Origin of the sequence: Porphyromonas sp. KLE 1280, from assembly GCF_000700805.1 — a bacterium.
GTDB classification, from domain to species: domain Bacteria; phylum Bacteroidota; class Bacteroidia; order Bacteroidales; family Porphyromonadaceae; genus Porphyromonas; species Porphyromonas pasteri.
In genome coordinates this window covers 72,353-97,271 of sequence record NZ_KL362965.1, presented here as the reverse complement: position 1 = coordinate 97,271, position 24,919 = coordinate 72,353, and the positions used below count along the sequence as shown (strand labels likewise).

At 53.2% G+C, this 24,919-nt stretch carries 29 protein-coding genes, 1 tRNA gene and 2 pseudogenes; 18 read left to right on the top strand and 14 right to left on the bottom strand.

The features are described 5' to 3' along the window. The first annotated feature begins 183 nt into the window (after positions 1-183). The 17 genes from radA (at position 184) to HMPREF1121_RS06645 (ending at position 13,093) form a co-directional block, all read left to right on the top strand. A complete protein-coding gene (radA, locus tag HMPREF1121_RS06725; RefSeq protein ID WP_044115493.1) occupies positions 184-1,560 on the top strand; it encodes a DNA repair protein RadA in 1,377 nt (458 codons plus the stop codon). Between the two features lie 164 nt (positions 1,561-1,724). Then, positions 1,725-2,054 carry a 30S ribosomal protein S6 gene (rpsF, locus tag HMPREF1121_RS06720; protein ID WP_009433752.1) on the top strand — a complete coding sequence of 110 codons (330 nt, stop codon included), beginning with the start codon at positions 1,725-1,727 and terminating at the stop codon, positions 2,052-2,054. A gap of 26 nt (positions 2,055-2,080) precedes the next feature. Then, positions 2,081-2,347 (top strand): 30S ribosomal protein S18, encoded by a 267-nt coding sequence (rpsR, locus tag HMPREF1121_RS06715; protein ID WP_009433795.1) that lies wholly within the window; start codon positions 2,081-2,083, stop codon positions 2,345-2,347. A gap of 60 nt (positions 2,348-2,407) precedes the next feature. After that, a complete protein-coding gene (rplI, locus tag HMPREF1121_RS06710) occupies positions 2,408-2,932 on the top strand; it encodes a 50S ribosomal protein L9 (protein ID WP_009433798.1) in 525 nt (174 codons plus the stop codon). 209 nt (positions 2,933-3,141) lie between these two features. Beyond that, positions 3,142-3,615, top strand: a complete 474-nt coding sequence (locus HMPREF1121_RS06705; RefSeq protein ID WP_044115492.1) for a Dps family protein — start codon at positions 3,142-3,144, stop codon at positions 3,613-3,615. A 145-nt stretch (positions 3,616-3,760) separates the two neighbouring features. Then, a complete protein-coding gene (locus tag HMPREF1121_RS06700) occupies positions 3,761-4,756 on the top strand; it encodes a polyprenyl synthetase family protein (RefSeq protein ID WP_084152002.1) in 996 nt (331 codons plus the stop codon). Between the two features lie 31 nt (positions 4,757-4,787). Beyond that, positions 4,788-5,375, top strand: coding sequence for a hypothetical protein (locus HMPREF1121_RS06695; RefSeq protein ID WP_044115491.1), 588 nt, complete (start codon positions 4,788-4,790; stop codon positions 5,373-5,375). Positions 5,376-5,381: 6 nt separating this feature from the next. After that, positions 5,382-6,875 (top strand): metallophosphoesterase family protein, encoded by a 1,494-nt coding sequence (locus HMPREF1121_RS06690; protein ID WP_044115490.1) that lies wholly within the window; start codon positions 5,382-5,384, stop codon positions 6,873-6,875. 37 nt (positions 6,876-6,912) lie between these two features. Next, complete coding sequence (locus HMPREF1121_RS06685) at positions 6,913-7,251, top strand: TM2 domain-containing protein (RefSeq protein WP_044115489.1); 339 nt, start codon at positions 6,913-6,915, stop codon at positions 7,249-7,251. 32 nt (positions 7,252-7,283) lie between these two features. After that, positions 7,284-7,700 (top strand): DUF2752 domain-containing protein, encoded by a 417-nt coding sequence (locus HMPREF1121_RS06680; protein ID WP_044115488.1) that lies wholly within the window; start codon positions 7,284-7,286, stop codon positions 7,698-7,700. 315 nt (positions 7,701-8,015) lie between these two features. After that, a tRNA-Ser gene (locus HMPREF1121_RS06675) sits at positions 8,016-8,103 on the top strand. A 311-nt stretch (positions 8,104-8,414) separates the two neighbouring features. After that, positions 8,415-9,641, top strand: a complete 1,227-nt coding sequence (locus HMPREF1121_RS06670) for a site-specific integrase (protein WP_044115487.1) — start codon at positions 8,415-8,417, stop codon at positions 9,639-9,641. A 32-nt stretch (positions 9,642-9,673) separates the two neighbouring features. Further along, on the top strand, positions 9,674-10,150 hold the full coding sequence (locus HMPREF1121_RS06665) for a DUF1896 domain-containing protein (protein ID WP_044115486.1): 477 nt from the start codon (positions 9,674-9,676) through the stop codon (positions 10,148-10,150). 135 nt (positions 10,151-10,285) lie between these two features. After that, positions 10,286-10,621: a hypothetical protein gene (locus HMPREF1121_RS06660; protein ID WP_044115622.1), complete on the top strand. Its 336-nt coding sequence runs from the start codon at positions 10,286-10,288 to the stop codon at positions 10,619-10,621. A 377-nt stretch (positions 10,622-10,998) separates the two neighbouring features. Then, positions 10,999-11,397 (top strand): hypothetical protein, encoded by a 399-nt coding sequence (locus tag HMPREF1121_RS06655; protein ID WP_084152000.1) that lies wholly within the window; start codon positions 10,999-11,001, stop codon positions 11,395-11,397. A 5-nt stretch (positions 11,398-11,402) separates the two neighbouring features. Beyond that, on the top strand, positions 11,403-11,825 hold the full coding sequence (locus HMPREF1121_RS06650) for a PcfK-like family protein (RefSeq protein WP_044115484.1): 423 nt from the start codon (positions 11,403-11,405) through the stop codon (positions 11,823-11,825). A gap of 2 nt (positions 11,826-11,827) precedes the next feature. After that, a complete protein-coding gene (locus tag HMPREF1121_RS06645) occupies positions 11,828-13,093 on the top strand; it encodes a PcfJ domain-containing protein (protein ID WP_044115483.1) in 1,266 nt (421 codons plus the stop codon). Between the two features lie 155 nt (positions 13,094-13,248). Here HMPREF1121_RS06645 and HMPREF1121_RS06640 read toward each other — a convergent pair whose 3' ends face one another. From HMPREF1121_RS06640 to HMPREF1121_RS06600, 9 genes and pseudogenes are all read right to left on the bottom strand, one after another. Continuing rightward, positions 13,249-14,022 carry a hypothetical protein gene (locus HMPREF1121_RS06640; protein WP_044115482.1) on the bottom strand — a complete coding sequence of 258 codons (774 nt, stop codon included), beginning with the start codon at positions 14,020-14,022 and terminating at the stop codon, positions 13,249-13,251. Between the two features lie 88 nt (positions 14,023-14,110). Next, positions 14,111-14,587: pseudogene (locus HMPREF1121_RS06635) on the bottom strand (lysozyme). After that, positions 14,580-15,029 carry a DUF3872 domain-containing protein gene (locus tag HMPREF1121_RS06630; RefSeq protein ID WP_044115480.1) on the bottom strand — a complete coding sequence of 150 codons (450 nt, stop codon included), beginning with the start codon at positions 15,027-15,029 and terminating at the stop codon, positions 14,580-14,582. The pseudogene HMPREF1121_RS06635 and the gene HMPREF1121_RS06630 overlap by 8 nt, the downstream one beginning before the upstream one ends. Positions 15,030-15,043: 14 nt before the next feature. Beyond that, a complete protein-coding gene (locus tag HMPREF1121_RS06625) occupies positions 15,044-15,616 on the bottom strand; it encodes a conjugal transfer protein TraO (protein WP_044115478.1) in 573 nt (190 codons plus the stop codon). A 4-nt stretch (positions 15,617-15,620) separates the two neighbouring features. Beyond that, complete coding sequence (traN, locus tag HMPREF1121_RS06620) at positions 15,621-16,580, bottom strand: conjugative transposon protein TraN (protein WP_044115477.1); 960 nt, start codon at positions 16,578-16,580, stop codon at positions 15,621-15,623. Between the two features lie 20 nt (positions 16,581-16,600). After that, positions 16,601-17,839, bottom strand: coding sequence for a conjugative transposon protein TraM (gene traM / locus HMPREF1121_RS06615; RefSeq protein WP_044115475.1), 1,239 nt, complete (start codon positions 17,837-17,839; stop codon positions 16,601-16,603). A 293-nt stretch (positions 17,840-18,132) separates the two neighbouring features. Continuing rightward, positions 18,133-18,756, bottom strand: a complete 624-nt coding sequence (gene traK, locus HMPREF1121_RS06610) for a conjugative transposon protein TraK (protein ID WP_044115474.1) — start codon at positions 18,754-18,756, stop codon at positions 18,133-18,135. 24 nt (positions 18,757-18,780) lie between these two features. Continuing rightward, positions 18,781-19,500 (bottom strand): annotated as a pseudogene (gene traJ / locus HMPREF1121_RS06605) (conjugative transposon protein TraJ); the annotation flags it as partial. 154 nt (positions 19,501-19,654) lie between these two features. Beyond that, positions 19,655-20,152 (bottom strand): HU family DNA-binding protein, encoded by a 498-nt coding sequence (locus HMPREF1121_RS06600; protein ID WP_044115473.1) that lies wholly within the window; start codon positions 20,150-20,152, stop codon positions 19,655-19,657. Positions 20,153-20,572: 420 nt separating this feature from the next. On the opposite strand from HMPREF1121_RS06600, the gene HMPREF1121_RS06595 reads away from it, so the two are divergent. Next, positions 20,573-21,667 (top strand): ComEC/Rec2 family competence protein, encoded by a 1,095-nt coding sequence (locus HMPREF1121_RS06595; RefSeq protein WP_044115472.1) that lies wholly within the window; start codon positions 20,573-20,575, stop codon positions 21,665-21,667. 552 nt (positions 21,668-22,219) lie between these two features. On the opposite strand, the gene HMPREF1121_RS06585 is transcribed toward HMPREF1121_RS06595, so the two are convergent. Genes HMPREF1121_RS06585 through HMPREF1121_RS06565 form a run of 5 tightly spaced genes read right to left on the bottom strand, consistent with a single transcriptional unit; the run spans position 22,220 to position 24,838 of the window. After that, the gene (locus tag HMPREF1121_RS06585) at positions 22,220-22,549 is read right to left on the bottom strand and encodes a DUF4133 domain-containing protein (RefSeq protein ID WP_044115470.1); all 330 of its coding nucleotides are present in this window, start codon (positions 22,547-22,549) and stop codon (positions 22,220-22,222) included. Between the two features lie 3 nt (positions 22,550-22,552). Further along, on the bottom strand, positions 22,553-22,831 hold the full coding sequence (locus tag HMPREF1121_RS06580) for a DUF4134 domain-containing protein (RefSeq protein WP_044115469.1): 279 nt from the start codon (positions 22,829-22,831) through the stop codon (positions 22,553-22,555). Between the two features lie 57 nt (positions 22,832-22,888). Next, entirely contained in the window at positions 22,889-23,617 is a 729-nt protein-coding gene (locus HMPREF1121_RS06575; protein ID WP_052353636.1) for a hypothetical protein, read from the bottom strand. After that, the gene (locus tag HMPREF1121_RS06570; RefSeq protein ID WP_044115467.1) at positions 23,614-24,048 is read right to left on the bottom strand and encodes a DUF3408 domain-containing protein; all 435 of its coding nucleotides are present in this window, start codon (positions 24,046-24,048) and stop codon (positions 23,614-23,616) included. Before HMPREF1121_RS06570 ends, HMPREF1121_RS06575 begins: the two co-directional genes overlap by 4 nt. After that, positions 24,035-24,838, bottom strand: a complete 804-nt coding sequence (locus tag HMPREF1121_RS06565) for a ParA family protein (RefSeq protein ID WP_044115466.1) — start codon at positions 24,836-24,838, stop codon at positions 24,035-24,037. Before HMPREF1121_RS06565 ends, HMPREF1121_RS06570 begins: the two co-directional genes overlap by 14 nt. Positions 24,839-24,919 lie beyond the last annotated feature (81 nt).

Genomic DNA, 24,919 nt, shown 5'->3' with positions numbered 1-24,919 from the left:
TAGTGGTCCGCAGCCGAACCAATATAGGTTCACCCGCCGACCAATATAGGTTCACTCACGAATCAGTAGTAGTTGACTTTGCTCCCTCCGCAGCGCGGTGTAGACTCCCCAGTGTATATACCTTATAATAGGCGCATTCTCCCTACTTTTGTGGACACAATCACAGCAGCATCACGATACACGATGGCAAAGAAGAAAACAGTCTACCACTGCACCGAGTGCGGTGCTGAGTACCCCAAGTGGCAGGGCTTCTGCTCGCAGTGCGGCGTATGGAACTCCATCGAAGAGGAGGAGATCATCATCGGCAAGCAGGATAAGGCGAGCCGCACCTTCACGGCACAGAGCATCACCGCCAGCAAACCCGTACGCCTCGGCGACATCGAGCAGCGCAGCGAGAGCCGCCTCAGCCTCGGCGATCCCGAGCTGGACCGCGTGCTCGGTGGGGGGCTCGTCGAAGGCTCCTTCATCCTCCTCGGCGGAGAGCCAGGTATCGGGAAGTCCACCCTTGTCCTGCAGACGATCCTCCGTCTGCCGTACAAGACGCTCTACGTCTCGGGCGAAGAGAGCCTCTCCCAGCTCAAGATGCGTGCAGACCGCATCGGTGGGACGAACGATGACTGCCTGATCTATGCTGAGACGAACCTCGAGAAGATCCTCGCCACCGCCATCGACACCCAGCCGCAGATCCTCGTCATCGACTCCATACAGACCATACAGACCGAGCTCTCCGACTCCTCCCCTGGGAGCGTCTCGCAGATACGCGAGTGCGCCACCGCCCTACTGAAGTACTGCAAGACCGAGGGCGTGGCGGTCATCCTCATCGGTCATATCAATAAGGAGGGGAGCATCGCAGGGCCGAAGATCCTCGAGCATACGGTGGACGTCGTCCTGCAGTTCGACGGCGACAAGCACTATATGTACCGCATCCTGCGCGGGCAGAAGAACCGCTTCGGGAGCACTGCCGAGCTGGGTATCTACGAGATGCGCCAGTCGGGCCTGCGTCCCGTGGAGAATCCTTCGGAGCACCTGATGACGCAGAGCGACCTCAAGCTCAGCGGCACCGCCATCGCCGTAGCCATGGAGGGCGTGCGCCCCTTCCTCATCGAGACGCAGGCGCTCGTCAGCTCTGCCGTCTACGCTACGCCCCAGCGCTCCAGCACGGGCTTCGACACGCGACGTATGAATATGCTGCTGGCCGTCCTTGAGAAGCGTGCGGGCTTCAAGCTCGTGCAGAAGGACGTCTTCCTCAACATCGCTGGGGGTATCCGTCTGGCTGACCCCGCCTCAGACCTCGCGGTCATCACCGCTGTCCTCTCCTCGAGCCTCGACATCGCCCTCCCCGAAGGCGTCTGCCTCACAGGCGAGGTGGGTCTATCAGGTGAGGTACGCCCCGTGGCCCGTATCGAGCAGCGCATCATGGAGGCCGAGCGCATCGGCTTCCGTGCGATGATCCTCCCCGAAGCGAACCTCCACGGGCTCAGCACCGAGGGCTACAACATCCGCCTCGTCGGGGTGAAGACCGTCGAAGAGGCCTTCCGCAAGCTCTTCCGCGGCGAGTAGCTCATGCCCTCCCGAGGCAGAGCTTCGCCCCACACATAGCTATATAATAATGGTACGCGCGTGTGGCACTTTGCACCACCTCGCAGGTGCATAGCTTGGTCAAAACGATATATTTATGTACCTTTGTGCCCGATATTTTTAACTCTCACTAAACAGAAAGAGAAATGAATAACTACGAAACCGTTTTCATTCTTACTCCCGATTTATCTGAAGCTCAGGTAAAGGAAGCGGTCGCAAAGTTCGTTGGCATCCTCAAGGGCGAAGGCGCTGAGATCGTCAACGAAGAAAACTGGGGGCTGAAGAAGCTCGCCTATCAGATCCAGAAGAAGACGACTGGTTACTACCAGCTCGTTGAATTCCAGGCCCAGCCAGAGACCATCGCCGTACTCGAGACGCAGTTCCGTCGCGATGAGAATGTCCTCCGCTTCCTGACCTTCCGCCAGGATAAGTTCGCAGCTGAATACGCAGCAAAGAGAAGAAGCCGTAAGGCATAACCCATTAACGAAAGGAGAAAATTAAAATGGCTGCATCAGAAGTACGCTACCTCACTCCCCTGACCGTAGATAGCAAGAAGAAGAAGTACTGCCGCTTCAAGAAGAGCGGTATCAAGTATATCGACTACAAGGATCCCGACTTCCTCAAGCGTTTCCTCAACGAACAGGGTAAGATCCTCCCCCGCCGTATCACCGGCACGAGCCTCAAGTTCCAGCGTCGCGTCGCACAGGCTGTCAAGCGTGCTCGTCACCTTGCCCTGCTGCCCTACGTCACGGACAACATGGCTAAGTAAGGTCTATCCCCCCTTACTCATCCACTTAGTAACGAATAAACATAGAGGAGACAGAATACAATGGAAGTTATTTTGAAAGAAGACGTAGTCGGTCTCGGCTACAAGGACGATGTCGTCACAGTAAAGAACGGCTACGGTCGCAACTTTCTAATCCCCACCGGTAAGGCTATCATCGCCACGGAAGCTGCGAAGAAGATCCTCGCAGAGAACCTCCGTCAGCGTGCTCACAAGATCGCCGCTATCAAGAAGGAAGCCGAAGAGCGTGCCCAGAAGTACCAGGGCGTACGCCTCTCTATCACGGCTCACACCAACGTCGCTACGGGTAGCCTCTACGGCTCCGTCACGGGTGCTGAGATCGCTGAAGAGCTCACGAAGCTCGGTCTCGAAACCGACCGCAAGCTTGTCTACATCAAGGCTATCAAGGAAATCGGTAACTACACCGCTATCGTGCGCCTGCACAAGGAAGTGGCTGTAGAAATCCCCGTCGAAGTCCTCTCTGACGCTCCTAAGGCTGAAGAAAAGAAGGAAGAAGCTCCTGCTCCTGCTGAAGCTCCCGCTGAAGAAGAAGCACCTGCTGAAGCCTAAGGGACTACTCCCCATAGACTATAATCCCGCCCCTACGGCACGTCCTCACTTGGACAGTCGTAGGGGCGGATTCGTTTGTGCACCACATGAAGCAGGTAGAGGCAAAGTATAAATGGTGCTTATATCGATATAGAGAAATTCATTTGTATAGATTCATTAACTCCCCTACCTTTGCAGTGTAATCATTAACACTTTAATACGACAAGACAATGAACGTACTCTCAATCACTGGCCTCGACGCTAACCAGGTCGCACCTATCGTCAAGGGTCTTCAGCAGCTCCTCGCTGACTTCCAGGTATACTATGCTAACCTCCGCGGCTACCACTGGCACGTCCGTGGCCCTCAGTTCTTCACGCTGCACAGCCAGTTCGAGAAGATGTATGACGAAGCTGCTGAGTCAGTAGACGAGATCGCAGAGCGCATCCTCCAGCTCGGCGCTACGCCTGAGAACCGCTTCAGCGAATACCTCAAGGTCAGCCAGCTCAAGGAGCAGACCAACGTCAGCGCCGCCAGCGACATCATCTCCGCTATCCTCGAATCGCTCCGCGTACTCATCGCCCAGGAGCGTACCGTCCTCGCCCTGGCTGACGAAGCTGGCGACACGGCCACGAGCGACCTCCTCTCTGACCTCCTCGACGGTCAGGAAAAGACCGCTTGGATGGTAGCTGCCTACCTCGGCTAAGCACCTCGCTCCACGCGCGTACCTTATATACGACCAGCCACCCCGCAGTCTCTCATCCCCATATATCAGGGGCGTGGAGACTGCGGGGTGGCTGCTTCATGAGCGTTAGCCGAGGAGAATTAGCTACTTTTGCAAGGAATTAACGATGCGCCGACAGCCCATGCACGACCTCAATCAGATCAAAGCCCCCGTGGCAGCCCTCGTGGATGACTTCCACAGCCAGTTCACTTCGATCCTCGCGACCAAGTCCGAATGGCTGAAAGAAGCCATCGAGCACCTCAGTGCCTCCACAGGGAAGCAGGTACGCCCCATCCTCACAGCCCTCATCGCTGGGCTGCTGCGTGGTGACGTGCCCCCACAGCGGAGCATCGATGCGGCCGTGCTGCTGGAGCTAATCCACACGGCGACGCTCATCCATGACGACGTCATCGACGAGGCGAAGACCCGTCGTGGCCGCCCCACCCTCGGGGTACTCTTCGACAACCGCGTGGCGGTGCTGATGGGAGACTTCATCCTCTCCTCCGCCCTCGTGGGAGCTATCGCTCTGGCGGACCTGCGTATCATGGGTATCGTCTCAGCCATCGGGCGCGAGCTCACCGAAGGGGAGATCCGCCAGTTTGAGACCGCCGAGGGCGTCATCCTCGACGAAGCCACCTACTACGATATCATCTTCCAGAAGACCGCCGTACTCTTCCGCTCCTGCGCCGAGGTCGCGGCGATCACCGTCGAGGCCAGCGCCGCAGACTATGACCGTGCCGCCCGCATCGGTGCAGCACTGGGTATGGCCTTCCAGATCCGTGATGATATCTTCGACTACCACCGCTCTGACGTAGGCAAGCCCACGGGCAACGATATCCGTGAGGGTAAGATCACCCTCCCCCTACTCCACGTCCTCACCGAGCTTCAGAAGGAGGGTAAGGCAACGCCCTACCTCCAGCTCCTCGCTGAGAAGCCCATCGCTGAGGGGAGCATCGAGCGCCTCACCACCCTCGCCCACGAAGGTGGTGGTATGGACTATGCTTGGCAGCGCCTCTATCATTACATAGACGAGGCGAAGACGCTCCTCCTATCCTTCCCCGAAAGCGTGTACCGCTCCTCCCTCATCGACCTCGCCGACTACATCGCCGAGCGCACCATCTAACCCCCTTCTTCACGAAATATCCTATTAGACAATGAGTACTAAGTCCGCCAACCGCACCATATCCGTCTCGATCTACGCCCTCGTCTGGATCGTACTGATCATCCTGCAGACCCTCGTGACGACCGTGCAGGGGACGCCCGAGATGTCGGTCTTCACCAATCCCCGACTCTACTACTCAACGTGGCTCACGGACCTCTATCTGGTCGTGATCTTCTACCTCAACTACTTCCTCCTCGCACCACGCCTCATGCGTCGCCGCCTCTTCCAGCCCTATCTGTGGATGACGCTGGCGGCTACACTCATCGGCTTCATCATCCCCATCCTCAGCTATAGCCTCTGGGATCTCACGATGCCTGGCGTAGCCGAAGGCACGGTACCCGTCTCCTCCCTCGGCGTCATCGGCGTCGTAGCAGCGATGGCTATCGGCCTCTCCGTCCGAGGGCTCTACGAATGGGACAGCCTCGGACAGGAAGTCCGCACCCTCAAGGAAGAGAAGACCAAGTGGGATGCCGAGCGCGACGAACTGCAGCGTGAGCTCACGATCCTCAAGGCCAGCGTCCCTACCGCTGAGTCCAGAGAGGCACTCCCCTCTGGCGAGGAGACCACCGATACCCTCTAAAGCATAATGAGACGCAGACGCTCCACACTCCGCGGGCATCAGCCCCCCAAGAGGAAGCACCGCTGGCGTATCGCCCTCATCGTCCTCGCCGTACTGCTCGTCGGGACAGGTATTCTCTTTAAGCTCCGCTGGCGTGCTTGGTTCGGCAATGTGCCCGAAGAAGCCTACACGACCGAGCAGGCTGTGAGCCGCGTCACGCTGACGCCTGGCGAAGACTTCGCTTCACAGCGCACGATCACTTGGCTCTCGGGAGAGACCGCCCAGCCCGCTGAGCTTCTCCTACGCGCCATCAATGAGAAGGGCGATACCCTCCGCCCCGTCTCCTTCGCCCCCACGAGCGAGGTCATCGCCTCCCGCTCGGGCCGTGGTTGCTATTACCAAGTTCATCTCGACAGCCTCATCTCAGGGCGCAGCTACCTCTATACGATCCGCGTGCAGGGTGCTGACCCCGTCTCGGGACGCTTCGCTATGCCCAGTGAAGACCGTGCGACGCACTTCGTCTATATGGGTGATGTGCAGGACCCTGGTATCGCAGAGAGCAAGCGCTACTTCGACTACCTCCGCCACGCAGCTGACTCTATCGACTTCTTCGCCTTCGCAGGTGACCAGATCGAGGGGCCTACGGACACCTACTGGAGAGCGTGGTACACCAGCATCGGCAGCCTCACGCGCAGCATCCCTATCATCGCAGCACCAGGCAACCACGAGTACCTAAAGAAGGGCTTCGGGCGCGAACTCGACCCCCGCTGGGTACGTCAGTTCGGCTACCCTACCAATGGGCCGAAGGACTTCCTCGGGCGAAGCTACTTCATCGACATGCCGCTCCTGCGCTTCATCGTCATGGACACCACAGACATTATGGGTCTGGGTGCTATCAATCAGCATAAGGAATGGCTACGCTCTGCCCTCAAGGGCTCGCACCAGCCTTGGCAGATCGTCCTCTTCCACCACGCCGTAGACTGCGTGCGTGACGGGCGAAAGAATCTGGTGATGCACTACGTCTTCAAGGACGAGCTCATCGAGGGAGGTGCCGACCTCGTCCTGCAGGGCCATGACCATGGCTATGCCCGTAGTACGACGCGTGGCGAAAAGGGCGACACCATCGCCCCAGCCTTCGTCATCAGCTCCGCCTCGCCTAAGGTCTACCGCAATGGTTTCGACGCCGTGCACGACCGCTTAGGTTCAGGTCTCAAGCTCTACCAGCGCATCAGCGTCGACTCCGCCACTATCAGCTACGCCTCCTACCGCTTCCCCGAGCCCGTCAAGGGACATCCCGACAGCATCATCCCTGAGACGAAGCGCCTATATGACTCCATCATCATCGACAAGGGTACGGCCGGACAGCCCCGCGTGAGGGACTTCGCTCGCACGCTGCCCGAGCGCTTCGAGTTCGACTCCTTCGGCACCGACAGTAAGGGTCGTAAGAAAGCTGCTCAATATGCCAAGGAGGTGCGTGACCGCAAGGCCGCTCACGCCTCGAAGCACAATAGCTCTAAGTAATATCCATCTCAAGTCACACATATAGTACATCAACGCTATGGACAGTCAGAAAGTAGACCTCTTCCTTGCCGCTAACCAGAAGTTCTTTAGCCCCACGCAGATCCTCACCATCAAAGACCGCCTGCTCGCCCTCGATGATGACAAGTTTACCCTGATCAATGCCTTGGACTACAAGGACCCCACGATGATGATCATCGTATCGGTCTTCGCAGGCTCACTCGGCATCGACCGCTTCATGCTCGGCGACACAGGCTACGGCGTGCTCAAGCTCCTCACGTGTGGTGGCTGCGGCATCCTGACGATCATCGACTGGTTCAACATTCAGGATCTGACTCGCAATCAGAACTACACCAAGCTCCTGCAGATCATCAGCTAAGCCCCCACTCGGGTAGCCCCCTTCTCTCGGGGATGAATCACACTCCCCTCCCCCCTACACAGCCCCATCGCTCCCCCCTCAAGCAGCGCCGATATCTACTCATCGGGCTTCTGCTCCTCGGGGTAGCCGTGGGGCTGTATGCTTTCCTTGATCCAGCGACCTACCCCTTCCCTCGCTGCATCATCCTCGCCGCCACGGGCTATCGCTGCCCAGGGTGTGGACTCCAGCGCGCCGCTCACGCCCTCCTCCATGGGCACCTCACCGAAGCCTTTAGCTACAACCGCGCGCTCCTCTTCACCATCCCTCTCCTCCTTCTCTACGGCTACGCGGAGCTCTTCCCCCAGCGAGCGCCCCGCCTTAGACGCACGCTCCAGCATCCGCTGACCCTCGGCCTCCTCGTCATCGCTGTCATCGGCTGGTGGATCGCACGTAACCTCCTCGGCTGGTAGCCCTAACGCAGCTACCCGCACCGAGTCATATAAGCGGGTGGTACGAACCTATATTGGTTGGCGGGCTGACCTATATAGGTCGTCATCGCGACCTATATCGTCGTCGGACCAATATAGGTCAGCCCGCTGACCTATATTGGTTCACACTGCCCCGCTCCGTAGAGTCTACCACCACACCCATAAGGGCTCCCTTCGGCAAAGTCTGCCATAGGTATCCGAGACGGGAGCTGAAAGCGTGGCAGTTTGGCAGTATACAGATATTATTATACCTTTGCGGAGCTTTCCAATAAGTAGAAGCCTTAAGCAGGCTGATAAGGAGAGGTGCTCGAGTGGTTGAAGAGGCACGCCTGGAAAGTGTGTAAACGCCAAAAGCGTTTCGCGGGTTCGAATCCCGCCCTCTCCGCTAAAAGGCTTCAAAGTGACTGCAAAATGGTCGTCAAAAAAGCCCTAAAAACAAGAGGAAATCGTTGTAGGACATGGTCTTACAACGATTTTTCTTTGTATGCAGTCCATAGACCTGACGGCTTACCCCTAGGGTCTAATAGTCATCAATCGGTCAAATTCTGCTACAGAAACTGCTACACAAAATTAGACGTAGCAATTAGTGTAGCAGTGACGGCTAAATGAAGGGCTAATTGAAGGTAGCAACATACTCTCATTCAATGTGTAAGTAAGTAACTTTGTAGCACGTGCTACACTAACGAATGATGCATTATGAGACAATCGTTCAAGGTGTCCTTCTACCTACGCTCAAACTACGAGAATAAAGAAGGCAAGTCGCCCGTCATGCTACGCATCTTCCTCGGAGGAGCAATGAGCAATCTTGGCTCCACGAAGATCTTCGTAGACAAGGCACAGTGGAATAGCAGAACCAGCCGACAGAAGGGACGCTCCTCCGAAGCCCTCGCTGTCAATGCTAGCCTAGATGCCATCTCCACCAGCCTCCACTCCCTCTACCACAAGTACCAAGACGACCAAACGATCTCGCTGGACAAGCTCCGCTCCGCCTACCTCGGGCAAATCCAGGAGTTCAGCACCTTTCTCCCTGTCTTTGACAAGTTCATCGATGACATCCGTCAGCGCGTGGGGCACACCATCAGCAAGGAGAGCTTACAGAAGTACTGCGTCTTGCGTAGACACTTCTTCGAGTTCCTAGTATACAGGTATAAGCGCAAGGATATCGGGCTGATGGAGTTCACGCCTGCCATCATCCAAGACTTCGAGCTATACCTCACGACAGTGGCTCTATGTGCCTACAACACCGCAGTCAAGAAGATGAAGACCTTGAAGACCGTCACCATCTATGCCCTCAAGCGGGGCTATCTCCTCCAAGATCCCTTTCGTGATCACCACTTCCACCTCGCACCTGTGGATAGAGGCTTCCTCACCGACGAGGAGATCCTGAGGATAGCCAACAAGGAGCTGACGATCCCTCGCCTTGAGCTCGTCCGTGACCTCTTCCTCTTCTCCTGCTTCACTGGACTTGCCTACATCGATGTGGCCAATCTCCGGCGAGAGCACCTGGTCACCCTAGATGGGAAGGCATGGATCATGACACGAAGGAAGAAGACAAGCGTCGAGAGTAACATCCTCCTTCTAGACATCCCCAAGGCCATCATCGAGAAGTATAGCTCGAGTACTACTTCCCAGGACGGGAAGCTCTTTCCCATCCTCTCCAACCAGAAGATGAATGCCTACCTCAAGGAGATAGCCGACGTGTGTGGAGTACAAAAGCGACTCACCTTCCATCTAGCTCGTCATACCTTTGCGACCATGTCGCTCAGTAAAGGCGTACCGATGGAGAGCGTCTCCAAGATGCTGGGGCATACCAACATCAAGACCACGCAGATCTACGCCCGCATCACCAGCAAGAAGATCGAGCACGATATGGAGCAGCTAGCCGGTAAGCTCGATAAGTTCAACCAAGCCATGGGTCTCTAAGCCTATGCTCTCCCCTTAATACAAGCCCTATTATGAATCAGACCAAGAAAGAGCTTTCCTACTTCCGACTCAAGCTGGAAGGCTACCTCAGAGACCATCATCCCGAGCTAGTGGCCAACAGCGCCTTCATCGGAGCTCGTACAGACCTAGCCCTTTCCTCCTACTGCGATAGCGTAGCCCAGGGCTTCTCGCACCTCGAAGCGGAGGCAATGGCTAGCGAGGTCCTCTACCAGGGACTCCACTTCTCCAAGTATGACACCCTTGTCTCCATCCTAATGGAGGAGTTCTCCGAAGAACTTCCCGAGCCCCTTCCCCCTAGGCTCGCCCCCATCCTTCTGGGCAACAAGTCCATCCAAGCGGTCTTCTCAGGGTACGAGCTCCACGATGACTTCGACGGCAGTCCTGAGTACGAGCTACTCTACACCGAGCTGACGGGTACCATCGTCCTACTCATCGAGGAGAATCACTTGCCCATCGTAGACAAGGCTGAGATCTACGTTCAAGAGTAAGATTCCACTGGGGGCACGCGAGTATCAAGAGCCAAGATATACGCTCCGCTCCACACGTCAAGGGGTAAGTACCCTTGCCCTTTGTGTCTCGGAGCATCTTGCCCCTGCTCTTGAATCTCTAGCATGTCCCCAGATATGAATACTCAAGCAATGAATCACGATCCGCACAGCCCCATCTTCATCAGGGGTAAGGCTTCTCCCGACAAGCAGACGAAGGCGCCAGCTACTCCCACTCGCTCCATCGACTGGCGACGTATCATCGAGCTGGCACTTCTCCTGGCACTAGTGGTAGCTGCCCTCTACCTCGTCTCTAGAGTCGTTACACCACAAGTCGTACAGATCATGAGCGTCATCGTGGGCTTCCTCCTGCTACGCTTCGTCGTACGAACAGTCCTACAGGTCACCTTCACCATCCTCGGCTTCCTCTTCTGGCTAGCCATCTTCGTGGCGATCCTAATCTGCTTCCTTTAGCAAGGATACTTCCTCATACTCTTGACGGGTGGCTGGCTCTTAGGAGCTAGCCACCTTTTACTTTCGACTTATAGGCTTTGCACTTCTACTTCTCATCCAGCCGCTCCACTTGATGCGTAAGCGACGGATGCTGTTTCTTTTCCCTCGCAAAGGTAGGACGGGGCTTGGGCTACCCCAAGGTCGGTGCCTGCGGTTGGCAGGAAAATCTCCACACTTCCGCCCCAGGGGCTCCAGGTTGTATTTTCCTCCCAAACCTTGTGTCCGCCATCGCCCCGCTACCTCTGTCTTGCTCGAAAAAGGAATCAGCATACTCCGATCGTTGGACGCATAAAAAAAATGTCACTATGGATAAGCAGAATGTAAATACCAGATCTTCGATGAAAGGAAAAGGAGATAGCTCCTCCTCCCATTACCGCATAAGTTCGGGGCTTGAGAAGTGTGCGTGTGTCGTTGCGACTAAGTTCGTGCAGTGGGAGGTGCAACCCTTGGAAACCCTCTGTGCCTGTGAAGCCTACCTCCTGCGTGTGAAGCTCAATCGTGGCGGGACAATGAACCGTGAGGAAAAGGATTGGCTATGCGAAGCCGTGAACAGCAACACCTACTTCTGCACCGCCGTCCCCGTGATGGGCTACCGCTTTGACTTCTTCGATGTGCTGAAAAAGTACTTGGTCAAGCAATACGGACAATGGGCTGAATACTACGCCCCTGACCGAACGAGCCTACGTAAGCTCCTCTACGGACGTATCAACCAGATTGTAGAAATCCCTAAATACTAAGGACAATGAGCGGAACAGAACAATTCACTCGCACCATAGCCGAGTACCTCAACCTACGAGCAGCTACAGACCCTCTGTTTGCTCCTAACTTGGCAAAGCCCCACAAGAACATCGAGGACTGCATCACCTACATCTTAAAGCAGGTACAACAGAGTGGTTGCAACGGCTTTGAGGACGATGAGATCTACTCTATGGCGATACACTACTATGATGAGGACGATCTAGAAGTGGGTAGCCCTGTCGCCTGCCATGTGGTGGTCAATCACACCATAGTCCTCACCGAGGAAGAGAAAGCCGAAGCACGCAAGCAGGCGATACAGCAGTATCAAGCCCAGGAGCTACGCAGGTTGCAAGAGCCGAAGCGAGTAAAATCCAAGGCAAGCACCGACAGCGAGCAAGTACCCCAACCCTCCCTATTTGATATGTAGCTATGAAACCGAGAAACAAGTTTGAGCAAGCCGTCCTCGCTCAAAGCAAGCACCTCCGCCCCATAACGAAGGCACAGAGGCAGTGGGCATTCCGTGAGTGCATTGACCACTATGCCTACCGCCTACCCAAGGGCAAAACCACTTGTATGGATTGTGGGCATTCGTGGCAAATGATTGAGCCTACCGAGCGTTGCACCTGCCCCCAGTGTGGGGCAGACTTAGAGGTCATAACGACAAGGGCGAGGAAGTTAAAGCAACGCCAGTATTTCACAGTACTGACTACTTCGGGAGGGTATCAAGTCTTGCGTATGTACTTGCTTATTGCGGGTATGGAGAAAGGCTACCAAGCCAGCTCCTCCGTCATGGAGATTGGCCAGTATTGGTGGGATGAGCGTGGCAGGCAGTCTATTGTCGCCGTAGAGCGAACGATGGGACATTATATAGATAGCTTTGCCTACTATTCGCCTATGGCTATTCGTCGGGACAACGAAGCCTACCGCTTCGTCGCTCATTGCCCTCTATGCCCCAAGGTTAAGCTAAGCGATACCCTAAAGAGGAATGGCTTTGAAGGCAAGTGCTATGGCATCGCTCCCACAAGCCTTATCCCAGCGCTCCTCACGGACAGCCGAGCCGAGACCCTACTGAAAGCTGGACGCACCGAGCATCTTGCTTACTTCCTCAGCTGCCCAAGGAGTTGGGATGCCTATTGGCCAGCCTACAAAATCACACTTCGCTGGGGCTACGACATCACGGACATCGCCCTTTGGTGCGATTATGTGGATATGCTCCGTAGATTATGTAAGGACACGCACAACGCCCACTACGTTTGCCCCGAGGACTTACAGCAAGCCCACGACGAGGTACACCGAAAGTTGCGGGCCCGGCAAGAGCGAGAACAAGAAGAGCACAAACGACAGAAGGCGCAGGAGGATGAAGCACGATTCCAAAAACTCAAAGCCCCATTCTTTGGCGTTGCCTTCACTGATGGTAGCATCCAAATCCGAGTGCTGGAGAGCGTGCAGGAGTATATCGAGGAAGGACAAGCTCTACACCATTGCATATTCACTAATGAGTATCACCTCAAGGAGAAGAGCCTTATTCTATCGGCTCGCATTGAGGGCAAACGGATAGAGACCATCGAGGTATCGCTTGAAACGATGCAGGTCATCCAGTGCCGTGGCTTAATGAATCAAAACACCGAGTACCACGAGCGCATCATCGAGCTCGTACATCGCAATATCAAAGAGATACAAAGTCGTTTAGCCTAAGCCATAGTCCTAAAAACAAAAGCCCCGAAGCAATTTACTTAATCGCTTCAGGGCCTCTTTTCTTTATCTTTGAACCAAGCAGGTGACATAAAGAAAAGGAGCAAAAGAAAGTCGCATATATTTTTTCGTTATACCTGAGCTTTTTCCTGAAAAAATTATTGGCTGGCAAGCGACATAAAATCATCTAAGAGTGCTATGTATTCCTCCTGTTTTTCTTTAACAACAAAAAAACGTATAAATTCCAATAATGCAGTCTTAAACTGTTCCTGATTTTCCTTAGATACATCATCAGCGAGATAGTCCGTTGAAGTTATGCAATCAAAATCCGCTATAACATATTCAATATAACCACTTAATGGATTTACCCGAAAGAAGAAGGCGTCTGAGTATAATGCAATCTTATTGGAAGTTGCCTTTTTCAAATCTTCTCGGACACTACAACAAAAGAGCTCTAAATTACTTATAAACTTTATCTTATTATTATAGACTTCACCTTCAGCACCAATAGCAATCTTTTTCTTCCTCATTTGATCAACAACCTCCTCAGCAAATCCATTTGTTTTGAGAATATGCATAAAGTCAAACTCTTTGCATTGTTCACTTTCCAAGGGAGTAAGACTTCCGGAGTTAATGCACTTTATAAATATATCTACGCAGTTTGGGTAATTTTTAATAGTATTAGGACTAACAAAATACCCTTTTGAGGTATCAGCATTTAAATCCTCTGCCTCAATTTCATTATCATTCACTTTTACATACCTCTTCAGAGTTGGTAAACCAGCTTTGAGCACAAGGTTATAAGTTGTGATATTGTCATCTACATTTCTGCCATGCTTCCTGACCACGGATTTTTCTTGCCCATTATCACTTATTGAAATCCGCTCTACACTCCAATGGGCTCCTTTACCTATTATATCTATTGGTATCATCGCAATATGAATTGATTATATCCTAATTAAATACTTTATTCACAACCAGGCATATACTGCTGTATCCATTTTCAGCAAAGTTACTCATTCATAATCTAAATAACGAATAAACAAACTCACGCAAGACCTTGCCTTTGTAGTGGCAAAAGGACAGGTAGTCCTTGTGGAAATCCCTATCCCCTTGCTCAATCTTGCAAAGCAGCTTGTTTTTACCTTGTTTGCCATAGCCAAGCAGGCGCCCCACACCGACGTTATAGGAAAGCCGAGTTAAGAGCAAGACATCTTTGCGATAGCCCCTAAACACCTTAAAGCGTTCCATAGGTCGACACACAAAAGTAAGTCAGCTTGTCGCTCCGTCATCTCTGCCGTAAATTTCTCTCCTTTTGGGGAGCTGCTATCCATAGCCGATATAGGGACAATGTTCCTTGCCGTGCCAGCCACCAAAGTATTTAACACAAAACATAGATCGCTCAAAGGATAGATTTGATATCCTTTGAGCGATCTGTGCCATAGAGGACAAAGCCTCCTGTAACAGAAGACAGAGAACAAATATCCATTTAGCCATCTTTCTTTTTATCCTCTGCCTTCTTATGATTGAAAGAGAAAGTCAGCTGTTGCACCTTGCCGAAGTTGTCCTCTATGTACACGTCAATCGTCTGCCGATCTGCTGACTGCGAGGTATAGTACAGGCGAAACTCCTCACTCACTAGTGGATAGCGGTCATTAGGCTTGAGTGCTGCGCCTTTATCTAGCCTCAGCATCCCCTTACCCTCGCTTTGGAAGTAGCGGAGGGTATAGCGGGCCCCAGCAAAGCGACCAGCTCGTTTGAGGGAACATCGTATCTCAGCCGTTTCGCCCCTACGGATATCCTTCTGGACGGGCATCGTCTCTAGCATGAAGTCATAAGCCTGCTGTACCTCCAGCTCGCGGTCACAAGCAGAGAGACAAAGGCTCACTAGGGCAAGTAGCCCCACAGCCCACAGCGTATTCACAAGTTTCCTTTTCATTATTCTTCTTCGTTCTATAGGTTAAAGCGCAGTCCCAAGGCAAGAGCGGGACGAAAGCGATATAGATCAGAGCCCAGGAGCACCCGCCCCTGAGCTTTGAGGACAAGGAGTAGCCTATCCGAGAGGAAGCACTCAACGGTGCTATGCAGAGCTCCGCCATAGACGAGGCGTGAGCGGTCTAGAAGCGTCGCCCCATCAGGAAGGAGCCTCTGCCCCTCATTGAGTTCCTCATAGCCCCCAAGGGCGGAGATACCTAGGTAGGTAAAGATATTCTTGCCTCTATCTGAGAGAAGAGGCTGCATATAGCCCACTTGTAGGAGCACATCACGCATCGGAACTTCATAGTCACGATACGAGAGTCGCTGCTCTTCGTATTCAGCCAAGAGGAAGGCATAGCTAGCTCGCTTGAGGTACTTCGTAAGCGACACACCAGCCCCCCAGTGCTCTTTGCTAAAGACCTTCTCTCCCTTGATAAGTGGCACGGACGCGATGATCTCAATCCCTTGTTGTCTGGGGATGAGACGCTGCGCCTCTACAGAGAAGAACCCACAGAGAGCACAAGCGAGGAGTAAACAAAACTTCTTCATAGGGCTACCACTTGAGTTTAAGGTTGTCAATCTTCCTAGTAAGTAGAAGGTCTTCCTCATCGAGGTAGAAGGCAAGCGTGCGTCCACCACCTCGTTCGTAAAGCCTTACCTCAAGCTGTTTGTCCTCCGAGAGGGTAAACTGCTCGAGCACGAAGACTGTGCGCTCGCACCCTTCTGCTCGCACCCGAGTCACCTCGTGGTAGGCTCGTAGCGGTTGCAGGACCTGCTCCTGGACGGCCGTACGTCGAGCCACCTTCTTATCGACGACCTTGAAGCTGATGAAGTCTACCGAGTAAGGAAGATTCGTCTCATTGTCGATGCGGGTATGTAGGTAGAGTAAGCCGTTGTGTGCATAGAGGCCACGAAGGAGGAAGCGTATTCCAAACTGGCGTACCCCGATGTGTTTGACCGTCCGCTCATCATTCTGATGGATGGTCTTCATCATCAGTTTCACGAGGATAGGCGACTCACTCCCCAGCTCCTTAAAGTAGATATCGGCACGATTGCTCGGTAGCCTACCCTCCGTGCTTGACAAGAAGTCGGCCATCTCTACGCTGAGCTTCTCGGGCTCTTCGGCATACTTCACATTGAAGGCATAGAAGGAGCCATCCTCACAGATGACACTCATATTCGTCTCCGTCTCAAAGTCACGCACGGCGGCCTTGACACGCAGGACGTTCTCCGCATCCTCCGCTTTCCCTGCGATGAGCTTGTTGCTCCCGAGGTCTACGTAGCGGATAGCGGAGGGGAAGATCAGGTGCGAGGTCTTGTCAAAGGTGACCTCAAGGCCATAGGGTAAGACCACACGTCCCGAGGGGATGGTCTTACTCATCCCTTGATAGAGATCGCCCGTGGAAAGGGGACGATAGCCCGTCTGAGCTCTCAGACTATCGGTCGTAGTCTGAGCAAGGGCGGTAGTCATACTCGCCCCGAAGAGCAGGGCGGAAAGAATCCATTGCTTCATTGTTATAGTGCTTTTGCTGTTTACTTACTGGAAACTAAAAAGAGACGATAGCCACCTTTGAGGGTAACTTGAAGGGTACGGAGCTTCTTCTGAAGGAGCTGGCTTGCACCCTGCATCACGCCACGAGCTGCCTCGGAGATGATCTGATCTTTTGCCGAGCTAGCAAAGGTGAAGGAAGTGCCTACCGAGCCTCCTATGTTCGCCCCCACCTCCTTCAGGGCAGAGACCTGCTCTGCCCCCGGGATATAGATCCCCTCCTGCCCATCAAGATCATAGGCCGAGAGCTTGACGGGGATAATCCGCCCACCGATCTCAAGACTCTTGACGAGGAGATGCAAGCGATTCCCCCCGAGCTTAGCTTGAGCTATCAGCAAGCTCTGTCGTGGGATACGTAGTTCGCCGATATGGACGGACTCTAAGAGACGTAAGGCCACATAGTCTCCCTCTCGTAGTATCGTCGTATGATCGACCACCGCGGGCAGGGTGTTACGCTGAATGGAAGAGGGCTGAGCGAGAGCCGAGTGAAAGCCTATATGGCGCTCCTTGCTCCCGTACTCTTGCATGAAGGTTGAATCGTCCATGGGCTGAGCTAGGCTAGAGACCATGTGCTTGGGCTCTGCAAGGACCTCCATCCTGGGCTCTTGAAGAGCGCTCTCTGCTTCTGGCTCTACGATAGTACGCTCTTCTGCTCGAAGAAAGGCCTTAGCTGGAAGCTCCCCACCCTTGGGGAGGTACTTGGAGGCCATCTGATAGCTTCGCTCCATCAGGCGAAGTTGCTTTTCCTCCTCGTCATCCTCTTCACTCTCTTTCTTACGCAGAGCTTCACGGAGATCTTCGTTCTCAGCTCGCAAAGCATCACGCTCTTCTGCATTAGGATCCGTGGCATAGAAGGAGCTCAAGAGACGCTTATTCTCCTCATAGCGCTGGAGCGAGCCCTCAATCTTCGTTGAGGAACTCCGCTCCTGACCTTGGGCCTCGAGGGAGGCGGGCTCTTCGGCAAAGTAATCCGAGAGGCGCCCAATCTCAGCTTGCGTCTCGTTCTCTAAAGCCGACTTGTCGCTGAGCTCATAGCTCTTGAGCTTGTTATCGGTGAGCTGGCGCACCGTAGCCTCGGGGATATCCTTATTGAGGCCCTCTTGCTCTGCGCCCTTATCCTTGTCTGAGGGGGCAAAGATGAACCACAGGGAGAGGGCGCAGAGCAGCCCCAGCCCTCCGAAGACGAGCCCCTTACGGAGCTGTTCCTGCTGTTTCTTATCCATAGTGTGCTATCTTTTGATGAGTGATTCTCGAGAGTTCACGCCCGAGGCTATCCAGCTGAGACGGGCGGAGAGGTGCATCCAGAGGCTGGCGCCTGGGAATAGGTAGCTGGCGTGCTTCCTGCCTGGGGAAGAAGACCTGGACCAGCATCATAAGGGAGCAGGATAGGTAGAGCAGACTGATACCATAGACCAAGCGTCGACGAGTCATAGGACTAAGCCGATCACAGTAAGCCCGAAGCCAGTAGTGCAGCCCGAGATAGTAGCGATAGAGGGAAAAGCGAGTAGACATGGCTTTAGCGTTTATAGCTCCGTAGATCTTGGTTCTCGCGTACAAGGAAGTGCTCCATCAGAAAGCCCTGTGGGTTGTCATCCGAGCGGACAGAGTTCTGAAGTGTACAGCTCGTCACCAGGCTTCGCTCGGTGACATTACTCTGCCTTAAGATGACCTGCCTGGCGTAGGTCGTCACCTCATAAGGATAGCTCTCAAAGTTGCAGTGGATCGAGTCGATCACAATACGCTGATTGACATTGCCCGAGATCGCCCTGTTGTAGTAGCCCTGCTCCGCCAAATCCTTGTAATAATCAAAGGCTGATTTATCACAGAGGGCAAAGGCACGGGACATATTCTCCTCGATAGCATCCTTGTCGGGAGCGATACTGAAGAAGAGCTCATGAAAACGACGGACATGCTCTCTGGCCTCCACAGGGCGATTACGCGAGGCATCTTGGCTAAGCGCCAGCATCAGCGACTTACCTTGATCTAAGACATAGATCTTTTCACGCTGCCTTTCGGCAAAGCGGTAGGAACTATAGAGGGCATAGCCACAGACTCCTGCACAGAGCAAGGCAAAGAGGAGGATGTAGAGACGGATCTGACGGAATGCCGTCTCGATATTCTTTAATGATTGGAATTCCATAGTGTATACTTCTCTCTGGTGTTACTAGCCTTTGATTAAAGCCCCCTTGATGCGGCCACCAAGGTTGCCTATGCTGGCACCTACTCCTGCAGCCGCTGCCTTACCTCCAGCATAAGCCCCCTGCATCCCGCGCTGAGCTACCTGATTGACATTGCGCCCATAGGAGCCGATACCGCCTCCAGCTTCAATAATCCACCCAGCAACCGTAGGTACACAGAAGTAGCCCACAATGCCAATGAGGAAGAACACGATGTAATACCACGAGCCTGAGTCAGGCAGGTAGTTGGGATCGCTTAGGGCGGAGATGTCCTTCTGGATCATCAAGACCTGGATCTTCGTAAGCAGAGCCGTAAGGATAGAGCTGACGGGTAGCCAGAGATAAACCGAGATGTAGCGAGAGAACCACGCCGTCAAAGAGCCCGACAAGCCATCCCACACAGCAATACCAAAGACCACAGGACCCAGGATGGAGAGGACGATCAAGATGAAGGTGCGTAGCGTATCAATGATCAAGCCGGCAGCATGAAAGAGTAGCTCCATCAGATCATGAATCAGGTTCATAAACCACTGCTTCGTCTGATACGCTGCGCGCTCAGCATACATCCCCGCGATAGTGATGGCATCCTCGGGCCCAATAATTCCCATCTCCTCGATCTTCTGATCAAACTTCTCATTGGAGACCAGGTAGGCAGTCTCGGGATTACGGAGATAGGCCTCTTCCTTGAGCTGGCTGTCGGTGAGCTGGCGCACCGTAGCCTCGGAGACATTCTTCTTAAGCCCGTGTTACTCTATAGCCTTATCCTTATCTGAAGAGGTAATAGGGTAAAAAACAGTGAGCCCCCGACGGATGCGATTGCATCCGTCGGGGGACTCGGTTTATTAGTGCTTCGGCGAAGGCTTAGATACCTACGTGGCCGTCACCGTTGCCTGGTGCAGGCGTGGATCCGCCGCCTTCGGGCTTGTCCTTTTTCTTCTTTTCCGAAGACTTATACGGGACATCGAGGACACGCTCAGCACGCTCCAGGCGGACGCCCTTGAGCGCCGTCTTCACCTTGACGCGAGGCGTGTAGATGACCTTGGCCTTGTCGACGAGTTCTACACCGACCTTCTCAGCGCTCTCCACGCCCGTACCCGTCTTGGCAGTGATGCTGGGGCGGAAGGTACCCATGTCACCGCAGTCGACGCTCTTACCGTCTTGGAGCAGGCGAACGAGCACCTTCGAAGCACGGTCGAAGACGGCCTTAACGTCGGCCGAGGACACGGTAGTCTCGTCCGCTACGAGCTCGATGAACTCCTCGAACTTGACATCAGAATGCAGGTGAATAGCGGGGTACCAGAGGGTTTTTCCGGTCTTGTTGAAGCCGACTTTACGCTCAACAGCTTTGATCTTGATCATGATAGATTAATTTATTGTTAAACAACGCGTTATAACGCTCTGCTAAGTTAGGCAGATTTTCTTGCGGAAGCAAATAAATTTCTGTGCGCACGAAAAAATATTTTCTTCCGCACGGAAATTTATTTTCGTGCGCACAGAAATTTTCTGCCCTGCGCACGAAAGTTTTTCCGCATGCGCATGCTGAATCCATCTGACAGCAACCTCGGAGGTCGTTCTCTCCCCCTCAACGGATACCTTTGCATACAAATCCGCCCCCTCCTACTTAGACCACTTATATAGTTCGCATAATACGGCAACCTTGGCGTAGCCTGAACTGACACGGCCCAACGCCAGACAATATGTCACACGAGTATATCCCCTGGAGAATGGCAAGCCTTTTGCGTCAAGGGTAGCATGTTTAATAATTATTTCTATTTAAATATGAGAAGATTAACTGATTACTTCCCACTCTCTGGCTACGAGATTGATTTCATCCCAGTGGGAGAGGGTGAGAGGAGTGGAGATGCGATAGCTATGCGCATCACGAAAAACGGAAAAACAGAGATCTATGTGATCGATGGAGGAACTAAAGCTTCCGGAGAGGCTCTGGTTCAGCATGTCAAGGAGTATTATGGGACTGATCGGGTTGATTACCTCATCAGTACACATCCCGATATGGATCATATCTCAGGTCTTAGGGTTGTGCTGGAAAAGTTAAAGGTCAGAGAGCTATGGATGCATAAGCCCTGGGAGCATGCCTCTAAAATTATCAATGACATCTTAGATGGACGAGTAACTCAGCATAGTTTAAGCGAAAGGATAAAAGAATCCGTTAGGCTTGCAACAGAAGTAGAAGAGATGGCTAAGGAGAAGAAAGTTAAAGTCTGCGAGCCATTTCAAGGCGCCAAGATAGGTTCATACTTCTATGTTTTATCTCCAAGTAAGGAGTGGTATATAGAGCTACTCAAAAACTTTGATAAAATGCCACCTACGAAGAGCACTCCTATGCCAGGGTGTAAAGCGTTTGCAAGTAGTGCAGATAATACCGCTTATGAAGACTGGTATAACGAGACGTTAAAGGAGGATGGAGAAACCTCTGTCCGAAATGAGAGTAGTGTAGTTCTACTTGGCATTCTCCCTGATGACCATGGAGTTCTGCTTACTGGGGATGCAGGTAGGCAGGCGCTTACCAAGGCATACGAGTATGCATGGGATTGTGATTATGATCTCCAGCAATGCCGGTTTGTCCAAATGCCGCATCATGGCAGTAGGAGGAATGTTTCTCCCGAAGTATTAGATATGTTATTAGGGCCTATTCTTCCGGTGGGCTCTACAGCAACAAAGACATCCTTTGTAAATACATCGAAGGGAGCTCCTGATCATCCCAGAAAGTCAGTTGTTAATGCCTTTATCCGACGAGGGGTAAAGGTTATAGCAACCAAGGGAAAGAAAATTTGTAGTTGGTCAGGATATCCTCCAAGAAATGGTTGGGGATCTGCGTCACCACTAAGCCTATCACGTAAAGTAGAGAAGTAAGCTATGAGTGAACTCCTACAAAAGTTGTCAACGTACAACATCTTCAACTACCTATTTCCCGGCGTCGTATTTGTGATTCTGTTGAATCGATACACGGGGATCAACCTGGCTGTAGATGACGTAATACTAGGCATGTTCCTATACTACTTCTTCGGGTTAGTCCTAAGTAGAATTGGCTCGATTCTTATCGAGCCAGCTCTAAGGTGTACAAAGATCGTCGAGTTCTCTGATTATGCGAGATTCGTACGAGCATCCAAACTAGACGACAAGATCGAGCTACTCTCAGAGGTCAACAATATGCACAGAACGATTATTGCAATGCTAGTTGTCCTGTTAGCCATCTCTATTTGCAATGGATCTGTCACTTGTCTCCTCACGACAGGTCTCCTCGGTATTGTAATCCTATTCATCCTATCATATAGGAAGCAAACCTCTTTCATAACGAAGAGAATTGATGAGGCGCTCCGAAACACCCCCTGATCGCCCTAGAAAGCAGGCAGGGTACACCATAAGGGAACTTGGCCTCCAAGCTACAGGTCTTGCTCTTGTGTCTCATCTTCTGAATGATTTGAGCCGGTGGAATAAGTGTAGGACGCTACGGCGATGAGCTAAGTAACGGGGATGAGAGCGTAGTGCCCCCCGCTTCATCAGTCCATGCTCACCATACTTGCGGTTCATAGCGAAGGTTTGCCACACCAGGAGTGAGGCACCCAATACGCCTATGCCGAGGCAGAGCAGCTGACTGACGCCAAGGAGGTAGAGCACGACCACCACGATGAAGGTCGCCAGCAAGCCTCCTGCAAAGAAGAAGAGATACTGCGCTTTCAGCCCCTTAAACTCCACCGTGCGTCCTACGCCTTTATTGATTTCCCAGCTGGCCATGGCTTACAAGAAGAAGGAACGCAGGATCGTAGCCGCCACGATGAGGAAGATACAGGCGCCGAACCAAGAGGCCGCTGTCTTACTCGTATCTGGGTCACCCGAGGAGAACTTGTTGTAGACCTTGATGCCCCCGATGAGCCCTACCACAGCTCCGATGGCATAGATCAGTTTCGTGCCTGGATCAAAGTAGCTCGTCACCATCTTGGTGGCTTCGTTGATACCTGCCATACCATTGCCTTGGGCATCCGCTACGACGGGTGTAAGGAAGAGGGCAAGTAGCAGGAAAGCAAGTTTCTTTGTGTTCCTATTCTAGGATCATGAATGATTGCTATACGGGAATCACAGGTAATAGTCGAGCCCTTGCATGTCAGCTCTGGTTTCTTGACTTGGAGGAAGGGGCGCCACCTCTTCCGTCTCAGACTCCGCCTCGCGGATAGCCAGAAGAAGCTTCTTGTGTACAGCTTCCTGCCTCAGGAGCTCCGCTTGGTACTGCGCTAGGAGATCGGTCCCCCGAAGACTGTGGAGCGACGAGGAGACCATATCGGGTGCTTCTTCATCAAGAAGATCATCCTTCTGGCTCCACTGACTTAGGCGAAGGAGGTCACGGGAAAGAACGCTCGTAGAAGTGAGCTCAGCGCTGCTATCAGCTTTCCACTCCAGCTCCTCACGAAGGACTTCCTCCTCATCGATCGCCTCCATTGTGTAGTTCACATCCAGCTCTTCATCTTCGAGGAGCTCAGCTTCGACGTTCGACATCGCGGCCGGTTCTTCGCCTTCCTCCTCAGCGGTTTGCTCCGCAAAAGTAGGCGCATTCATATTCGATTCTTCAGCCACAGAAGACACGGGAAAGGGAGGGATAACATGGGCAGTCAAGCCCTTACTCCTGATGACGAGCTCGTGTGCCTCTTCCCTCCTCAAAGCCCCGACCTCACGCTGCTGGGGCTCTTGTCGCTGGCCTATCCTTGGGCGGGATAAGCCCCTCCAGCGCTCGTAGCTGTAGGCGATACCAAGGATGAGCCACACGATACCTAGCAAGAGGAGCACGCAAAGTAGTATCGTTGTCATCATAAGGGGATCGTCGTTTTACGCCGCTGCTTAGCACTGGCTTGGTTGAGGAGCTCGCGATGGGCTCTGAGATGCTCACGGATGATGTTGTCGATATAGCTCACCATAGACACACGCTCATGGAGGTCCTGCAAGACACTGCGGAGGATCTCCAGCGTCTCGGCATTCATCGTAAAGGAGGTCTTCTCGCGGATACGCAAGGGGACAAAGTAGCTCGCACGGTATTCCTCAATCGTAAAGACCTCCCCTGAGGGGCTTAATGCCGCTACTTGCACCGAGGATGGTGATAGCACTGTCTTCTCCGGCACACTTCGCTCCTCATCTATGGGATCAAAGTTCGCCGTAGCGGACGACGGACTTTGGAGCACTCCATCCTCTGCCATCTCTTGGAGCTTAGCATCCAGGCGCCGGCGCTGCTCTTCAATCGTGGCCATCAGTCGTCAGTGTGGGGAGCTGGAGGGCACTGAGAACCCATTCAGCTAGTTCATCGATGTTCGTCCCTGCTCGGAGGGCTTTGTTCGACGGGAGGTAAGTCGAGCGGAAGACCCCACGCGCCCCGTACATCGACAGCTCATGCGAGAAGCGATGTGTCCTATAAATCGGGAAGGGCACGAGCGTAAGCCCCTCCTCCTGGATATGCTGCGTGTAATGCGTGACCAGCGTATTGCGCACCCGACGATCAACCTTATTCCACAGAAGCCAGATATCCTTAATCCGAGCCGTCTGCATCGAGACACCCAAGTCCTGGATGCTCTTGGCATAGCTCAGACAGGCAACCATCGACTGGATATCAGGCTCCAAGGGCGAGAGGATATAATCCATCTCCAGTGAGAGCTCAAGAAGCTCTCTCGTCCCTGCATAACCAGGGAAGTCAAAGACAACCAACTGGTAGCCTTCCTCGGGGTGCTTCGCAACGAGAGCTTCCGCTTGAGCAAGTGCCTCCTGAGGCCGTGCTTTGATGATGCGGTAGGAGCGACGCTGGAGCTTATGAAAGTAAGCCTGCATATAAGTCGTCAGAGCTGGATCCTCTCCTATCGTACCCTTCTCTCGCTCACGGAGCTTGAAGAAGGAGTCCTGGGTCAGATCACAGTCCACGACAAAGAGCGAGATACCCTCCTCATAGTAGAGCATACTGCTGAGGATCTCGGCTAGGGTACTCTTACCCACACCACCCTTCTGTGAGGAGAAACCGAGATATAAAGGTCGAGGTCGAGAGCTTTGCATATCAAGCGATTAAGGACTGAATTAATTACCATGACGAGCGAGACAATAAGCGGGATATCACTTAAGCAATCGCAAGGACTG